The sequence below is a fragment of the Ornithinibacillus scapharcae TW25 genome, from assembly GCF_000190475.1.
GTDB lineage: Bacteria > Bacillota > Bacilli > Bacillales > Amphibacillaceae > Ornithinibacillus > Ornithinibacillus scapharcae.
Genome location: NZ_AEWH01000046.1, coordinates 1 through 17511, shown reverse-complemented (window position 1 = coordinate 17511; position 17511 = coordinate 1). Strand labels below are relative to the sequence as shown.

General features: G+C 35.1%; 16 protein-coding genes, 5 pseudogenes and 1 riboswitch. Of the genes and pseudogenes, 20 read left to right on the top strand and 1 reads right to left on the bottom strand.

Features of this window, described 5'->3' with window-relative positions:
* Positions 1-226 precede the first annotated feature (226 nt).
* Positions 227-598, bottom strand: a complete 372-nt coding sequence (locus tag G5W_RS0111935; RefSeq protein WP_010096947.1) for a rhodanese-like domain-containing protein — start codon at positions 596-598, stop codon at positions 227-229.
* Between the two features lie 405 nt (positions 599-1003).
* Between G5W_RS0111935 and G5W_RS0111930 the strand changes: the two genes are divergently transcribed.
* From G5W_RS0111930 to G5W_RS0111835, 20 genes and pseudogenes are all read left to right on the top strand, one after another.
* Positions 1004-3562: a vitamin B12-dependent ribonucleotide reductase gene (locus G5W_RS0111930; protein WP_010096946.1), complete on the top strand. Its 2559-nt coding sequence runs from the start codon at positions 1004-1006 to the stop codon at positions 3560-3562.
* A 201-nt stretch (positions 3563-3763) separates the two neighbouring features.
* A pseudogene (locus tag G5W_RS22240) lies at positions 3764-5732 on the top strand (S9 family peptidase).
* A 211-nt stretch (positions 5733-5943) separates the two neighbouring features.
* A riboswitch (FMN riboswitch) is annotated at positions 5944-6091 on the top strand.
* A 626-nt stretch (positions 6092-6717) separates the two neighbouring features.
* Positions 6718-7368 (top strand): riboflavin synthase, encoded by a 651-nt coding sequence (gene ribE, locus G5W_RS0111920; RefSeq protein ID WP_010096945.1) that lies wholly within the window; start codon positions 6718-6720, stop codon positions 7366-7368.
* A 46-nt stretch (positions 7369-7414) separates the two neighbouring features.
* Positions 7415-8060, top strand: a pseudogene (gene ribB, locus G5W_RS21055) (3,4-dihydroxy-2-butanone-4-phosphate synthase); the annotation flags it as partial.
* A 71-nt stretch (positions 8061-8131) separates the two neighbouring features.
* Positions 8132-8599 carry a 6,7-dimethyl-8-ribityllumazine synthase gene (gene ribH, locus G5W_RS0111910; RefSeq protein ID WP_010096943.1) on the top strand — a complete coding sequence of 156 codons (468 nt, stop codon included), beginning with the start codon at positions 8132-8134 and terminating at the stop codon, positions 8597-8599.
* Between the two features lie 187 nt (positions 8600-8786).
* Positions 8787-8978, top strand: coding sequence for a DUF6366 family protein (locus tag G5W_RS0111905; protein ID WP_010096941.1), 192 nt, complete (start codon positions 8787-8789; stop codon positions 8976-8978).
* A 188-nt stretch (positions 8979-9166) separates the two neighbouring features.
* Positions 9167-9355 (top strand): hypothetical protein, encoded by a 189-nt coding sequence (locus G5W_RS0111900; protein ID WP_010096939.1) that lies wholly within the window; start codon positions 9167-9169, stop codon positions 9353-9355.
* A 106-nt stretch (positions 9356-9461) separates the two neighbouring features.
* Positions 9462-10013, top strand: coding sequence for a hypothetical protein (locus G5W_RS0111895; RefSeq protein WP_010096937.1), 552 nt, complete (start codon positions 9462-9464; stop codon positions 10011-10013).
* Positions 10014-10044: 31 nt separating this feature from the next.
* The gene (locus G5W_RS0111890) at positions 10045-10218 is read left to right on the top strand and encodes a hypothetical protein (protein WP_157998048.1); all 174 of its coding nucleotides are present in this window, start codon (positions 10045-10047) and stop codon (positions 10216-10218) included.
* 54 nt (positions 10219-10272) lie between these two features.
* Entirely contained in the window at positions 10273-11187 is a 915-nt protein-coding gene (locus G5W_RS0111885) for an aminoglycoside phosphotransferase family protein (protein WP_010096933.1), read from the top strand.
* A 286-nt stretch (positions 11188-11473) separates the two neighbouring features.
* Positions 11474-11629, top strand: coding sequence for a hypothetical protein (locus G5W_RS24065; RefSeq protein WP_202798744.1), 156 nt, complete (start codon positions 11474-11476; stop codon positions 11627-11629).
* An 18-nt stretch (positions 11630-11647) separates the two neighbouring features.
* Positions 11648-12058: pseudogene (locus G5W_RS24060) on the top strand (suppressor of fused domain protein); the annotation flags it as partial.
* A gap of 78 nt (positions 12059-12136) precedes the next feature.
* Positions 12137-12316 carry a hypothetical protein gene (locus tag G5W_RS0111875; protein ID WP_010096929.1) on the top strand — a complete coding sequence of 60 codons (180 nt, stop codon included), beginning with the start codon at positions 12137-12139 and terminating at the stop codon, positions 12314-12316.
* A gap of 93 nt (positions 12317-12409) precedes the next feature.
* On the top strand, positions 12410-12829 hold the full coding sequence (mntR, locus tag G5W_RS0111870; protein ID WP_010096927.1) for a transcriptional regulator MntR: 420 nt from the start codon (positions 12410-12412) through the stop codon (positions 12827-12829).
* A gap of 59 nt (positions 12830-12888) precedes the next feature.
* Entirely contained in the window at positions 12889-13779 is an 891-nt protein-coding gene (locus tag G5W_RS0111865) for a patatin-like phospholipase family protein (protein WP_010096926.1), read from the top strand.
* 343 nt (positions 13780-14122) lie between these two features.
* Positions 14123-14365, top strand: a pseudogene (locus G5W_RS0111860) (ATP-binding protein); the annotation flags it as partial.
* Positions 14366-14615: 250 nt separating this feature from the next.
* Positions 14616-14816: pseudogene (locus G5W_RS24885) on the top strand (D-Ala-D-Ala carboxypeptidase VanY); the annotation flags it as partial.
* 625 nt (positions 14817-15441) lie between these two features.
* Positions 15442-15672, top strand: a complete 231-nt coding sequence (locus G5W_RS0111845) for a hypothetical protein (RefSeq protein WP_010096922.1) — start codon at positions 15442-15444, stop codon at positions 15670-15672.
* 172 nt (positions 15673-15844) lie between these two features.
* Complete coding sequence (locus G5W_RS0111840) at positions 15845-16273, top strand: NUDIX domain-containing protein (protein ID WP_010096921.1); 429 nt, start codon at positions 15845-15847, stop codon at positions 16271-16273.
* Positions 16270-17418 (top strand): hypothetical protein, encoded by a 1149-nt coding sequence (locus tag G5W_RS0111835; protein WP_010096919.1) that lies wholly within the window; start codon positions 16270-16272, stop codon positions 17416-17418. Before G5W_RS0111840 ends, G5W_RS0111835 begins: the two co-directional genes overlap by 4 nt.
* The last annotated feature ends 93 nt before the right edge of the window (positions 17419-17511 follow it).

The following is a 17511-nucleotide window of genomic DNA, read 5'->3' as shown; positions in this document are numbered from 1 at the left end:
TCATAAATATTAATAGGCGTAGATTATCCAGACTATAGCATTTTATGCAGACTAATTGGACAATAATATAGATAGGGAATGTTTCATAGTAAAAAGGCTAACAGAAAGGCGAAAAAACGCTTGGTTTAGGAATTAACTCTTGAAAGTTACATTGATTAAGCTAACATTCATGGGTCTCACCTTGTCCAAGCGTTTTTATTGTATGTCTTTGGTCAGAAAAGATATATTAACCTTTTTTAACCTTACCAGTCCATTTTTTAAATCCACCTTTTAGCTGATTGATATCTTCATAGCCTTGTTTTTTTAGCAACTGTGCAGCACGCTGAGAACGGGCACCACTTGCACAATAAAGATATACTGGTTTATCTTTACGAATTTCAATTAATCGTTGTTTCATTTGAGTAACCGGAATATTTCTAGCACCTAGAATATGACCATTCTTAAATTCTTGAGGTTCTCTCACATCAATTAATTGTGCTTTACGGTATCCTTCACGGAATTGGTCCTCTGTTAGTGTTTTTAAGTAAGTTCGCTGTCTAAAATAGCGAAACACTGATAGTACAATAATGATAATTAGTGCTAATAATAGATATTTCATCTAATTAATCCCCCGTCATTCACATAGTTCTATCTTATTATAGGATGAAACTATCTATTTTTCAAAGTATTTCTCCATGTAATATGTGGACAACTTCAACGAGTTCTTGTCGAATCGTGTTGAGGAGATTTTATATACCATACTAGAATATATTTAGGCAATTTTAGTATTTGTTTATTTTTCCTTAGAAACGATTATTTTTCACTTATTATCTTTCATTTTCTTTATTTTATTCTTATTATTGTTCGTTGACAAAAATGATTCCATGTGCATCTGCTACTATATATTGTGTTATTTAAATATATATATTCAATATGTTGTAATCTATTATCCGGATGTGGTATGTTATTACTAATGAAATTCTAGAATAATAGAATTTGTATTTATGTCAAAAGGAGAGATAAAATGTCAACGGTTGTCGAATCGAGAACAAATATTAATGTGGAAATGCTTAATGAAGACATTAATCAATTTCCTCAAGTACACCCAATTACACCTGATATGAAATTATTACATAAGGGTGTGTCTAGACTCGTCATGCTAGACCGTTATTCCTTTAAGGATACAGAGAAAAAGACATTAAAAGAAGGCGATTTTGTTGTCTTGACGGTAAAAGCTGATCCAAAATTCCCTGCCAGAGGACTTGGGTTTATCAAATCTATCGACAAATTAACTAATGAGGCATTCGTACAAGTAGAACCTGATTATGTTTCTGTACTAGAAGGTGAAGAGGCAGAAACAGGTATTGTCAAACGCGGATTAGATAGCATTGATAAGCCACTAGAAGTATTTTACGAACAAATTGCGAAGCGTAATGCAACAGGTCTAGCGAGTGTGGAGCCTACTGAAGAATTACGTAAAAAGTCGTTTGAGAGATTCTATCAGGAATTGGCGAACTTGAATTTCATTCCCGCTGGACGAGTTTTGTATGGTGCAGGTTCTGATACGGAAGTTACTTATTTTAATTGTTATGTAATGCCATACGTAAAAGATTCGCGCGAAGGTATTTCAGAGCATCGTAAGCAAGTAATGGAAATTATGAGTAGGGGTGGAGGAGTTGGTACGAATGGCTCCACATTACGTCCTCGTAATGCACTTGCTAGAGGTGTAAATGGAAAATCATCTGGTTCGGTTTCATGGTTAGATGATATTGCTAAATTGACTCATTTGGTTGAGCAAGGTGGCTCAAGACGTGGAGCACAAATGATAATGCTCGTAGACAATCATCCCGATATCATAGAATTTATTATTTCTAAAATGCAAAACCCAAGAATTCTACGTTATCTAATCGAGAATACAGAGGATGAACAAATTAAAAAATTGGCACAAGAAAAGCTTAAGTTTACTCCATTAACAGAAACGGAAGCTGATCTCTATCAAGGAATACTAAACTATAAAACGATACCTGGCCAAGGGGGATTTACGAATCAAGTCATTAGAGAAGCAGAGGAAAAACTACGAACTGGTGGAACATACTCTGTTCATAATTCCGAATTCCTAACGGGGGCAAATATCTCTGTTTGTATTACAAAAGAATTCATGGAAGCGGTAGAAAACGATACTTGGTACGAACTTAAATTCCCTGATGTCGAGAATTATAATGAAGAAGAAATGAAGGCTTATAACGAAAAATGGCATGAAGTTGGTGATGTCCGTCAGTGGGAAGAAATGGGCTATGGTGTCCGCGTATATCGTCGCATCAAGGCGAAAGAGCTGTGGAATTTAATTAATATTTGTGCTACGTATTCGGCAGAGCCTGGAATCTTCTTTATCGATAATGCAAATGACATGACTAATGCGAAGGCTTATGGTCAACAGGTGGTTGCTACAAATCCTTGTGGGGAACAACCTCTTGCACCATTTTCTGTCTGCAATTTAGCAGCAGTTAATCTTGGTGAAATGGCAAATAAAGAAACGAAAACCGTTGATTTTGATAAATTAAAACAAACTGTTCAAACCGGTGTGCGTATGCAAGATAATGTAATTGATGCAACACCGTATTTCTTAGAAGAAAACAAGAAGCAAGCCTTAGGGGAACGTCGTGTAGGGCTAGGAGTAATGGGACTTCATGACCTACTTATTTACTGTGAAACAGAATATGGATCTAAAGAAGGTAACGAGTTAGTTGATAAGATTTTCGAAACAATCGCAACTACTGCTTATAGAGAATCTATTGAACTAGCAAAAGAAAAAGGTAGCTTCCCATTCTTAATCGGCGAAACAGAAGAAGATACGATGAAGTTACGTGAAGCATTTATTAATACTGGTTATATGAAGAAAATGCCAGCAGATATTCGTGAAGACATTCTGAAGTATGGCATTCGAAATTCACATTTATTAACTGTTGCACCAACTGGATCTACAGGAACCATGGTTGGCGTGTCCACAGGTTTAGAACCTTACTTCTCCTTCTCGTATTTTAGAAGTGGAAGACTAGGTAAATTTATTGAAGTAAAAGCAGATATTGTTCAAGAATATATGGACACACATCCAGAAACAGATTCAAACAATCTACCAAATTGGTTTGTAACTGCTATGGAATTATCACCAGAAGCACATGCTGATACACAATGTGTTATTCAACGTTGGGTAGATAGCTCTATTTCTAAAACGGTTAATGCTCCGAAAGGGTATACAGTAGATCAAGTAGAGAGTGTCTATCGCAGATTGTATCGTGGTGGTGCAAAAGGTGGTACAGTTTATGTAGATGGAAGTCGTGATTCACAGGTTCTTACACTAAAAGCAGAAGAAAATACTTTCGAGCAAACAGAACTATTTGAAGAACAAGAGCAACCAAGAAAAGTTGTCCTAATGGATACAATCCAAGAACTGAAATCAACGGATGTAACCATTGGTTCAGAGGTTGGCGATACTTGTCCTGTTTGTCGTGAAGGTAGTGTAGAAGATATTGGTGGATGTAATACTTGTACAAGTTGTGGAGCACAACTTAAGTGTGGTCTGTAATAATGGTAAACTGACATAGTGTAGAGTTTCCTAGTTTAACTGAATAAGTATGATCAGTAAAAATGATTGATTAAAAATAACCTCTTCGGTATAGTCGTCCGTAAGGGGTTATTTTTTATATTTCTGATAGTTGTGAATTAATATGAAATACCTTCGAGTCGGACAGATATGACATACCAATAGAAGGGGCTTATTAAGATTATGAATGAAAATACTTATCTAAGTATAGAAGAGATTATATCTTTACCAAGTCTATCCGCTACAAATATAAGTGAAGATGGTAAAAGAATTGCATTCGTTAAAAAAACGGCTAACTGGAAGAACAATACGTATAACAATCAAATTTGGATATATGAAAAAGAAAAGGAGCAGTGTTACCCTTTAACAACAAATTATATCGATAGTACTCATCCAAAATGGTCTCCAGATTGCAGAAATATCGCTTACCTCAGTCCAGTTGGTATCGGGGAGAATCAGAAGAATCAAATCTTTGTTAGGTCGATAGATAGAGATGTTGGGGTTCAAATTACAGATGAAGAAGAAGGAATAAGTCACTTCAAATGGGATCCTAAGGGTGAGGGTTTTTATTATGTTTCCCAATTAAAAGAATCTGACGCGATTAAGAAACGCAAGAAATTTTATGGGGACTACCAACTAGTAGATAGGGAATACCGTAATAATTGCTTATTTTACATAGAATTAGAAAACACGCGGCAATACGATAAAATTGGATTCAAAAAGACTATTGTCTCTCAACTAACGGATGCTGAGGAATTTCATATACATGAATTTGACATTTCAAATAATGGGGAAAAGGTTGTATTTATCGCTACGCCGAGTCCGAACATGGAAGATCTCATGAAGGCAGATTTATACATTCACGATATGATATCAGGAGAGCTAAAAAAGCTGAATATAGATAAATGGTTAGGAGAAAGTGTTTGCTTTTCTCCTGAAGGGAACAGGTTATGTTACATAGCAAGTATTAAGGAGAGGGATTACTATGAGACCCATATACAAGACGGCACAATAGAAATATATGATTTACAAAATCAAAAGATCATACAACCTTTAACGGATTTTGATAGTACGGTTACTCCTCTAAGGTGGACATCTAAAGGAATATTAATTAGATGGCAAAATAAAACGAATTATCTTATTGGCCTATTGTCTTTGGACGGTAATATAGAGATATTAAGTGAACTAGAGGATACCTTTGTAATGGATGCTTCGATAACAAGAGATGGAAAACATATTTCTTATAATAAAGCTAAAACAAATGAAACCTTTGAAATCTATTTTGACGATAGAAAAATCACAAACGAAAATAGCTTTTTCAAAGGAAAGAAGAAAAGTAACAGGAGTGTAATTTCATGGCATAGTAGTGATGGGCTAGAAATTGAGGGGATTTTATCAACCCCAGTAGAATTTGACGAAAATAAGAAATATCCATTACTGGTGGTAGTCCATGGTGGTCCGGCCTGGGCTTCTTATCCGATATTTTCAGATTGTTTTAATGAGAAATATCCAATTGAACAGTTTATCGAAAAAGGCTTTATCGTTTTAGAGCCGAACTACAGAGGAAGCTCTGGCTATGGTAATGAGTTCTTAAAAGCAAACTATAAAAAACTAGGTATTGCCTACTACGATGATATCATTTCTGGAGTGGATAAACTAGTTGACATGGGGATTGCAGATAACGATAGAATTGGAGTTATGGGGTGGAGCAATGGTGGAAACATATCAGTCTTTTTGTTCTACATACAGTACTAGATTTAAAGCTATATCAGTAGGTGGCGGAATTACGAATTGGAGAAACCATTATGTCTATACAGATATACCAAATATTATTAGGACTTATTTCGGTAGTAATCCATGGGACAATCCCGAAATATATTCAGAAGCATCACCAATGACCTATATTAAATCAGCCTGTACTCCCACTTTAATTCAACATGGCGAAGTAGATGCAAGAGTTCCAATTACCAATTCATATGAGCTATATAAAGGGCTAAAAGATAGGCAAGTTGATACAGAATTTGTTATTTTTAAAGGAATGACATATAGTCCAGACCAGCCAGGAATGAACGTGGCTATTATGAAGCAAAATTTGATATGGTTTTCGCATTATATACTTGGAGAAAGTTTGGAAGATATTAGGGTTTTATAAAGAACAATCTTCACAAGTTTTTTTCTTTTTTTGGCTGGGATTCTAATGGTAGCCCTATAATATTCGTGTGAATTTCCCTTGTTTAAAACTCCAGTAATTCCCCTTTTAAAAGGACATGGGGGAATTCCTACTAAGGAAAGTTTCATTAATCACTAAAACGAAATCCTTGTATATATGGTTTTGTTTTGTTATTATTTTTTTAATTCAATAGGATTTCCTTCGGGGTCGGGTGTAATTCCCAACCGGCGGTGATGAGGCATGCCTCTAAGTCCGTGACCCGGGTTCATAGAAATATGAAAACGGTGGATTTGGTGAGATTCCAAAGCCGACAGTAATAGTCTGGATGGGAGAAGGAAAAAAATTGTTCAAAATGCTGTTTTTGACGGTTTTTTGCTATGCTTTTTTTCTCCCTTGCCAAAATAGGTAAGGGAGATTTTTGTTTAAATGGAGAGGTTATTAGAAAAGGGGGAAAGAATAATAAAGGATAAATGAACCTTGTTCATTCATTAAGTTTTCACTACTGTCGCTCTAGCAGGTTCAGAGTGTAAGTACAGTGTTGTCAGAGACAGCTAATTGGAGGGAACAAACAAGTAGTTGTAGAAAATCGAATCAATGAAAGATAGTTGTTTATTTTATTCAAACTAAAACTCCATTCGTTACAATTACAGCTAGCATTACAATTTCACAAGTATAAATATCAGCAAAATTAGGAGATGATAATGGTTGATATCTCCAAAGTCACGACAAGATCTATTTCAATTTTCTCGCAAGCATATTGGAATGCAAGTAATCAAACAGTATAAAGTTAACCCTCTTTTAACCACCAATAGACCCCGAGGTGGAAGAAATCCCATTCGAATTTATTAGACATCGAAAAAAGTAAATTCATTGTCTAAAAATATAGTTCAAAAATTGTTATTAAAGATAGAACTAGGTCCACATATTAATATTAAACGAAATCTCTTAAAGGGGATGAAAGGGAAGAATGTTTACTGGAATCATTGAGGAATTAGGTACCATTCAACGGATAAAAACCCAAGGAAACACACTCGCACTAGATATAAAGTCAAAGAAAGTCTTAGAGGACATAAATCTAGGTGATAGTATCGCCGTGAATGGTGTTTGCTTAACCGTAACAGATCATAATCATGATTCATTTTTAATGGATGTAATGCCCGAAACCTTTCACAGTACTTCGCTATCTAACCTGCAACAAGGTTCACTTGTTAATTTAGAAAGAGCAATGAGTCCCAATGGACGGTTCGGAGGTCACTTAATTAGTGGCCATGTTGATACAATTGGTCAAATTGTCAAAAGAGAATTAAAAGAAAATGCCATATATATTGACATTCAATATCCAAGCAAGTTCAGTCGTTTTTCTCTGTATAAAGGCTCTATTGCAATTGATGGCACCTCTTTAACTATATTTGGGACAACCGATAATCAACTGACGGTGTCCATCATCCCTCATACCGCAAAGGAAAGTATTCTAGGCATGAAAAAGGTTGGGGAAAAAGTTAATATCGAATTCGATATGATTGGCAAATATGTACATTCTTATTTTGAAAGGAATGACCATTCCAAAGTCAAAGATAGTATTTCAATTGATTTACTCAAAGATAACGGATTTATGTAAATAGGGGAGAATTTTATTTGATTCATTAGGAAGGAGTGTTCATATTATGTTCCATAAAATAGAGGCTGCATTAGAAGATTTAAAAGCTGGAAAGGTTATTATTGTTTGTGATGATGAAGACCGTGAAAATGAAGGAGACTTTGTGGGGCTTGGTGAGTTTGCAACCCCCGAAATGATCAACTTTATGGCTAAAGAGGGCAGAGGGCTCATTTGTGTTCCAATTTCCGAGTCATTTGCAGACAGACTTGACCTCATACCAATGGTAGAAGTCAACACAGAAAGTCACCAGACAGCTTTTACCGTTAGTATTGATCATATTGAAACAACAACAGGTATTAGTGCATATGAGAGGGCATTGACAGTGCAAAAATTATTAGATGAAGAAGCTCATCCAAGTGATTTCAGACGACCTGGACATATTTTTCCTCTTGTGTCGAAGGAAGGTGGAGTATTGAGGCGTGCTGGTCATACGGAAGCTGCTATTGATTTAGCTAGATTAGCAAAATCAAAAGAAGTAGGTGTGATTTGTGAAGTCATGAATGATGATGGCACAATGGCACGTGTCGACGACTTAAAAAAAGTAGCAAGTGAATTTGATTTAAAAATGATAACCATTAAAGATTTGCAAGAGTATCGCCTAAAGCATGAGACATCATCAGAAAAAAGTGGGATTCAATCTACCTTCTGATTTTCAGGGGGTGAACTATCGGGTTTAAAACAAAATAAATAGTTGGAGATAAAAATAAAGGAGTGGAATAATATTATGAAAAAAGAACTTGAAGGATACTTAGTTGGAAGTGGTCTAAAAATTGGAATTGTAGTTTCGAGATTTAATGATTTTATCACAAGCAAATTACTGAGTGGAGCCGAAGATGCCCTTAAGAGACATGGTGTCAATGAGAATGATCTAACCGTCGTATGGGTACCAGGGGTATTTGAGATTCCTCTTGCAGCTAAGAAATTAGCGGACAAAGGTGGCTTTGACGCTATTATTACACTGGGAACTGTAATACGAGGTGCTACACCGCATTTTGAGTATGTGAGTAGTGAAGTAGCGAAAGGTGTCGCTACTATAGGACTTCAAAGCGGAATCCCTATTATTTTTGGTGTACTTACAACAGAGTCAATCGAACAAGCTATAGAACGTGCAGGAACTAAAGCTGGAAATAAAGGCTATGAAGCAGCTGTTGGAGCAATAGAAATGGGTAATCTTTACAAAAACTTCAACTAAGATTACTACAAGGAGGCGTTAAACCACATCGAGGTTGCGCTTCCTTTTTTGTCTTTTTTCTAGGAATAATTTTTCTTCTGTTTATTGATTATGTTTTTGGAATATTATGTTAGTATTGAGATAGCAAATATGATACAAAGCGTTCTGTATGGTTTATTAAAAAATGTAAAAAGGAGGCTCAAAAAAGATGGATAAAGAAAGAGAAACTCCTGAAGTAAGAAGAGAGAAGATGAGACAGGAAGAATGGAAACAGAATCCTACTGGCAGTGTTCACGGTGGGGGGTTACCGGATTTAATCGGTGGCTTAGGGTGGAGATTGTTTGGAATACTTATTCTTGTCTTGATAATAGGGTTTGTAATTTATAGCCTCTTTAAATAATACCATAGAATTATGGAGGTAAGTGATGACCGATAAGGAATTACTCGACTTGGTTAAGTTAATCACCCGGGGAAAACGCCAACGCTTTACAACAGTCATTAATTCTCACTTTACCTACAATTCGTTCATCAGTTATTAATGAATTAAAACAGGAATATTAGTGGATGAAAAGGAGACTGAATGTACTCATGGGTCCTATATTAGTTTTGATACTCATTATTTTAACAGTAATTATTGATGTCTATTGGTTAGACCGAGACAGTAAGAGATGGGGTTGGGTGAAAAACTGGTCTAACAGGAATAAGGCTATATTATTAATTGGATTTATTGTGATTTCTGGTCTAGTTTATTTAGGATTAAGCAGTAAATTTTTATAATACTTCTAATTGATCCTATAGAAATAGAAGCGATAGCATTACTTTTCTTGTAAGTGTCTTATTTGTCATTCTTGATTCAAATCTTGGAGATCAGGAGGATAATGACATGAGTCCTAGTGAGTTAATATATTTTCTTATTATTGGATTAATATTACTGCTCGTTTTAATAGTTATTGGCTTTATTCTTAGAAAACGAAAAAAATGGATGATTACATTGATGACGTTAGTCGTTCTTTGTTATGTGGGATATTATGTATACTTTTTTACTTCACAAGTGAATATCCATGCTGAGCGATACGAAATAGTAACGGAGTACTTGGAAGATAGGTACCCAGATAAGGAATTTACTGTTCTACCAAAACATTATGTAGAAGGATATACGGTAGGCCAGTTTCAGGTGAATGATATAGAGAACCCGAACATGGGTGTAACATTAAATGTAGATAAAAAAGAGCGAGTGTCACAAACTGGGTATTGGTCAGATCATGAATATCCAACTCAACAGGAGCTTTGGCGAGTTGTACAATATCAGTACGGCGAACCCTTAACGTTAGATAAAGAAACATCAGTAATAGTTAAGATAGATGAATGGATAGATGGTGAGTTAACGGCATTTGCATTGAAAATTGATTGGAAACCCAGCTATTGCAATATTTAATTACTCATCAGCTAGTTATAGTCTAATAGAAATGAGAGAAGGAGAACCGGGTGGAGTAGTTTCTGTTGAACTAGAGGATTATGTCTTTGTACACATTGATGAACGGTACCAAGGGGAGACGAAGACGATTCATTTAAAGAATGGTGAAGAGTACGAGTTGGCGGTCAACGAGTACAAAGGTAAGCTATTTGTAAAGAAGCATTAATTTTCGTTTAAAGTGCCCTAGTTAAAATAATTGAAAGTTACAGGTGGGAAGAGCATGCGGTACAACATTAAAAATGTAATAGATAACATATCCTTCTTCAATGGTTTTACAAGTGTGGAGAAAGTGAAAAAGGGTTATTCACCTGATGATAAATACATAGTTTTGGAGGGGAGAAACAAATATCTATTACGTATTTCAGACTATACATATTATCAAAAAAGGGAAGCGGAATATAAGTTACTACAGGAGTTAGAAGAGAGGGAGATTCAATCACAAAGACCAATTCTATTTGGAAATATAGAAAGAGATAACATTTGTTATATGGTAATCGAATTTATGGAAGGAACTCCAGCAGTTGAAGCATTTAATAACTGTTCTAGTAACATACAACATCAAATTGGCATCCAAGCTGGAAAAGAACTATATAAAATTCATCAAATAGAAGCCCCTTTACATATACCTATTTGGAAAGAGAGCCAGAGAAAGAAGTTTAACTATTACCTCAATGAGTATAAGAATGGTCATTTCAGACATGAACAGGATAAAAGGATTATCAGCTTTATTGAAGAGAATATGGAGTTATTAGGTGATAGAACGAATACGTTATTACATGATGATTTTCATTTAGAACATATTATCCTCTCGGGTGATAGATTTAAAGGAATAATTGATTTTAATGGACACGATTACGGTGATCCGTATCATGACTTTTACAATCTAGCATTATTTAGTAGGAGAATTAGCATACCTTATTGTATCGGACAAATAGAGGGATATTTTTCAGGTCAGCCGGATGACTATTTTTGGAAAGTGTATTCCTTATACGCTGCAATGAATATCTTTTCCACGATAGTTTGGACGACAATGCATGATCCAGCCTCATTCGAGGATGCTTTAGAGAGAATTGAGATTATTTTAGAGGACCACGATAACTTCGAACGTATTAAACCGAAGTGGTATAAATCATGAATATCTATAAACACTTACCCTATTAAGATACATAAGAAACTTATTCTGAAGAAATAGAATCTAATTTCCGATTATCTAACGGATAGTAAAGCCTATGAGCTCCTTGAGCGATACGTTAGAACACCAGCAAAATTTAAATTGCAGAGTAATGTTGGTAACAGAAGATTTGTATTGAGATAACTTAGCATTTCCGAAAAGAGGGGAACATGAAATGAATCTAGATGAATACAAAAAACGAGCAAATGAAGAGGAAGATTGAGCACCAGGGTGGGATGCTATAGATAGTGTGTTTGAAGCGTTATATCCCAATCACAGACCTGAACAATTCGGGACGAATATACATGCCAGATCTGTCTTTGGTGGTGATCAATATTTAGAGGGATATAGTATGTATCAATTACAAAATGGATATAAACATATACTCTCATATGGTCTTACATAATTATACACAAATGAGGAATCTTTTGGCGGAGAGTGGAGCGGTTGGGGATATGAATTAACAATAAAGTTTAAGGAAGATTCAAGTGAAAATTGTATGTGGGCGCTAGATATATTTGCCAACCTTGCTCGTTATACATATACCCAGAAAAGATTTTTTGAACCGTTACAAATTATTGGTGGAAATGGAACTCCTATTAAAATTGGTTCTGCATCAAAAATAACTGCTTTATTGGTAGTTCAAGATACAGAAGCTGAAGGTATTGACACGGTTCACGGTAGAGTTGATTTCCTTCAATTGGTTGGAATCACGGAAAAGGAGTTAGATGCACTTAAGGAGGACCGAAGTCAGGCTGCTATTTTAGTAGAAAAAATGAGAAAAGAAAATCCTTATTTGGTTACGGATATGAATCGGGTTAACTCATTTTTGTGAAGAATTACCCATAAATGAAACAAAACATTGCCTTATTTCGTATGAAAACTACATATGAATAACTAGGAGAGATGTTAAATGACAGAATGGTGGAAGAGAAAAAAAGAAAAGACAAGAAAACATCGTCATGGTGATCGTTATACGTTTGGCGATTTTTTAATGGACGTTCTATTTTGGATACCCGAACTAATCATTCTTCCATTCCGAATTCTGTTTTGGGCGGTTCGTGGTCTTTGGAGAATTATAGATATAACGTAAAGGCTTGTTTCCGATTGGTATTTCCTGTATCCTTTATATAGAAACAGTTTTGCCTTAGATAAAAAAATATTCTTGTGAAACGAGGAGAACAGGATGCCGACACCAAGTATGGAAGATTATATTGAAATTATTTATAACTTAATTGAGACAAAGGGCTATGCCCGTGTTTCTGACATAGCAGAATCATTAGAGGTCCATCCATCATCTGTAACAAAAATGGTACAGAAATTAGATAAAGGTGAATATCTAATTTACGAAAAATATAGAGGTTTTATCTTGACTGAAAAAGGAAAAGAAGTTGGTGAACGATTGGTATTTCGCCATGAGTTATTAGAGGACTTCTTGGAGATAATTGGTGTCGAAAAAGATAATATATACAATGATGTTGAAGGAATTGAACACCATTTAAGCTGGAATTCAATCGATAGATTAGGTGACTTAGTGAGATATTTTAAAGAAGATGAGAAGAGAGTTTCAGAACTTAGAGAAGTTCAGAAACGAAATACTAATTAACGTTCTAACCTTCCCCCTTATTGCTTACATTTAATAAAAAAGCGATAAGGGGATTGTTTATGAAAATAGACGGTGTTTTCTCTGGGGGCGGTGTAAAGGCTTTTGCTTTTGTCGGAGCTTTAGAAAGTATTGAAGAACGGAATCTTCATTTCGAGCGTGTTGCAGGGACATCTGCTGGAGCGATTATTGCTGCTTTACTATCGGCAGGTTACCACTATAAAGAAATAAAAAATCTACTAAATGATCTCGAGCTAAAACAATTTTTAGATCCACCTAGTATAACCAAGTATATCCCCGTTAGCAGGTGGTTACTTTTGTATTTTCAGATGGGGATTTATAAGGGGGATAAATTTGAAAGGTGGATTTATAATCAACTTGCCGAACGAAATATTTATACGTTTGGAGATCTGCCGGTAGGTTATTTAAAAGTAGTAATTAGTGATTTAACACTGGGAAAACTAGTCGTTTTACCAGATGATTTAGAAGGAGTTTATGGGATTAATCCTGTTGATTTCCCAATTGCTCGGGCTGTTCGGATGAGCGCTGGTTTTCCTTATTTCTTTGTACCAAAGAAAATAACAGGGAAAGGCAGGGTGAAAAGTGTGATAGTAGATGGAGGGCTGTTGAGCAATTTTCCAATTTGGGTCTTTGAAAGTGAAACCAATAAGCGCACAAGGCCAATACTTGGAGTAAAGCTAAGTGATTCCCCTCAACAAAACAATCCAAAGCAAATAAAAAATGCCCTTGATATGCTACACGCGTTATTCTCTACTATGAAACAGGCTCATGACGCGAGATACATTGCTAAAAGTGAGAAGGCAAATATCATTTTCATCCCAGTTCAAGATGTAGGAACAACAGACCTTATGATCGATGATGAGGTAAAAAAGAAACTAATGAAGAGCGGTAAAGAGAGGGCGGCTGAGTTTTTAAAGAATTGGACGTATTGACAGAATGTGGTTGTCAGAGGAGGGAACATTTTTTTATAACCGATAGCAAAATAAAGGTCATAGATTTAGATAGACCAGTCCACATTGGAAATTTAAAAAATAATTAATGTAGTGCTATATCACTTTGTGTTTAGCACTACATTTTTTTAGTTAAAACAGTAATGTATATGAATAAACAGTGTCAATAAACATAGGACATTATACATTTAATAATAGATTGACGGCTACATGCATTGCGAATTGGTATGTTAATCCTTCGTTAATTGTAAGTTAGTTTAGAATTTAATGATGAAATTGATGATAGGTTAAGAGATTGCGAAGAAATGTTATTAAACTAGCGGGGGAAGTTGTTGTTCAAGTTGTGAATTACGGAGATTACATTCTTCCAGAGGACCTCCCGCATGTCTTTGATATGCTCTATACTGGAGACAAAGCAAGAACTCAAAACAAAAACAGCACTGGTCTTGGCTTGTTCATTGCGAAGAATATTGTGGAGCAACACAGCGGTTCAATTACTGTTCAAAGTAGTGTAACACAGACTGTTTTTGAAGTCCGATTACCAAAGGAAAGCGAAACATTAACGTAATAAGGAAGAGAATAACTTCAATTACTTGATTTAAGAAAAATTTAAAATTTACCCCACTCTTTTTTAAAAAGTTTTAGCTAATCTTTTAAGCAAGGAAGAATTAGGAGGAAGTTAAAAAATGAAAAAGTGGGGATTTTTAAATTTATTTCTAGTGTGTATGTGTATTGTTTTCATAAATAATGACTCTTTTTTTGAATCAATCGTAGATTTACCAGGCGTGGAAGTACAAGAATATGAAAATGATAAAGTAGAGGATAGTATGACTGATAATATCCAAGAAATAACGATTACAGAGGAACAAATCTTTCAAGGAAATCTGCTTTTAGTTAATAGTGAATATCCTGTTCGCCAAGCAGGTATTAAATCAGATGTCGTCAATCTTTTTACACATAATGAATTGGTAAAGGGATACGGATTGTTATATAACGATACTTATTTGTTAGAATATGTGATTTCAGGTGACAATATGGGTGGAGTAATGGTGACAGTTAACGAATCTATTAAATAAAACTTCTAAATAAAACTTCAAAAATAACTCGAAATTCCTTACTTCTGTTGATTACCTTTTTGGTACTTATTTATCAGGAAATTCAATACCTACAGACAGTAATAAGGCATCTTGGGTGTTAACTAACTACGATGCCTTTTTTTTACTCCCCTTTAAACGAGATTGTAGTAACGGTGCAGCTTAATTTGCAATAAATGATAACCCGAGTCAGGTTATTGAAACAATTGAAGTGGTAAGGAGCATTGGTGGAAAAATAGGATACTAATGAGGGTTTTCGTTCTGCGTCTTTTGCTGGCCCTGAAAATAATATTTGGGAAATTGCGTATAACCCAGATTCTACTTTTGATGAAAGAGGAAAATTCAATAGAAGAAGTGGATGAGATTTTAAAAAAGGCAAAATTATCAGGGGCTAAAATCCAAAAGGAGCCTTTTTATTATGATTTAAATACTTCATTTATTATTGGAATATTATGTTAGTATTTAGATAGAGTTATTATGCTAACGGGCTAGTTTAAATGAATTATAAAGGATTGAAAGAAAATAATTCGAAAAAAGGGAGGTATAAAAGGTGGACTTATTACTCTGGATAGCGATTGGTTTCATAATAATCGGATTTGTTGTTCTCATTTCTATGAAAAAAGGTATGGAGAGTAAGCTGGCTTTTATAACAGCAAATATGGAAGACAAGGAAAGTTTTACAAAAGCCAAATCCATAATTTGGTGGATAGTGAGTACTGTTGCTTGGGGAATAGTGAGTATGATTCTTATTGTTTGGTGGTTTCATAAGAACTTTGGATAACAGTCGGTTCCCCATGTACTTAAATAAACGTGTTCAAATGTTAAACAAGTTGTTCCATTCGGCGTCGCCTTTTTCTTATGCTTAGAGTCTTTTTGTTTTTTGTAATATTATGTTTATGTTTAGAAGGGGTAGAAAAGTTGAATTACTAGGGCTCATTAAAGGGGGGACCAAATTGCTCATCACCAAAAATAATGGCTTTGAATTCGTTGATTATCTAGATGTTAAAGAAACTGAAATATATGATTACCACCGTTTGGCTGGCTCTTATGCACTAATAAAATGTAATGACAAATACCTCTTATGCTATAACAAATGGAGAAAACAATGGGAAATACCAGCAGGAAAAAGGGAAAAGAATGAATCACCAAAGGATTGTGCGATAAGAGAGCTTTATGAAGAAACTGGGCAAAATATTTCGGAGTTAGTATTTAGCGGTTTGTTAAAAGTTAAAAATATAATCAGTGGCGAAATTAAGTATAATCCTGTATATTTTGCTACCATTGAAGAGCTCAAACCTTTTCATGAAAATAACGAGACATCTGAGATACTATTATGGGACCTCAAACAACAAATCGGTTTAAATGAGGGGGTAGATAGGTGAAAAACTTAGTGTTAAAGACTATCGCTATAGTCAGTGCTTCTTTATTTTTTATAATAAGTGATTCTGATGTTACAGAAGCTGCTCCAATTAAATTAGAGCATAGAACAGAGCACATGGAAAGTGATACTACAAGGCAAGTCAGAACTATAAAGCTACCCTTCTTTTATGGTGTAAAGAGTGTAACTGTAAACAATGGTACAATTGAATACTCTATGAACGGGGATAAGATGACTATTATTGCTGATAATGGTACCTGGAATCCTTATCAATATAGTCAATATGTAACCGACTCTAGGACAGGGAGTAGTAGTAGTTTTCCATCGACTATCTATTACTCGAGAGACAAATATACGGGGAATCTTTATGCAGTAGGGGGAAGTTATGTAATAAGTGGAGAATATATTCCTTCTCACAGCAAACAAGCTACAGATAGTAAACCAGGATGGGGAGAAAGTTATTGGGCGTGCTTTGAACATGGTAATGGTTATTATGGATGGTCTAAAACTGGTGATGCTGGAACTGACCAAAGAGCGCCTATCTGGTATGATGACGGTGTATATTCTGGTTGGTTGTACAGAAGTGGTTATACTACACACCGTTCAGACCCTCCTCCTTCGGCAATCTACGGGAGCTGTGATGAAACGACTGCAGGATCTACTTATACTCAGAGAACAGAGCACACTGGATATTGGAGTGGTACCGTTACTAAACCACCTGTTGATACTAGGGTATGGCAGCAAGATTATGCTGGTACAGTATATAAGGGTGGGACGTACTATATTGTTGATATTGAATACTATTCTTTTACATTTGACCCTATGGTTGATCATACTGAAAAGTGGAAAGAGTATCATAGACAATTAGGACATCCAAACGAATACTTTTATTCGGGTGAAAAGTTTATCTTGAAGGCTGATGTAAATGATATATATGATGTACAAAGTGTAACTGTTAACTTTATAGGAGAACAAGTTAATGGTAATATGCTTAGGTTATCAACGGAGTTATCGCCATTATCAGGATATACGGATAAGTATATTGGAGAGTTATATGATTCTTCTATGTCGAAACCGGAAACTTTTCTTAAACCAACAGTAGATGATAGTGAAAAGTCTGTATACTTTTGTTTACTACTGTATGGGTAGATTTCGAAGGAAATCGACTTGAAGAAGAAGAATTAGTAAAGGTAGAAATATTAGATAACGTTTTTCAACCTTTAGATTTTTATAGAAGCAACT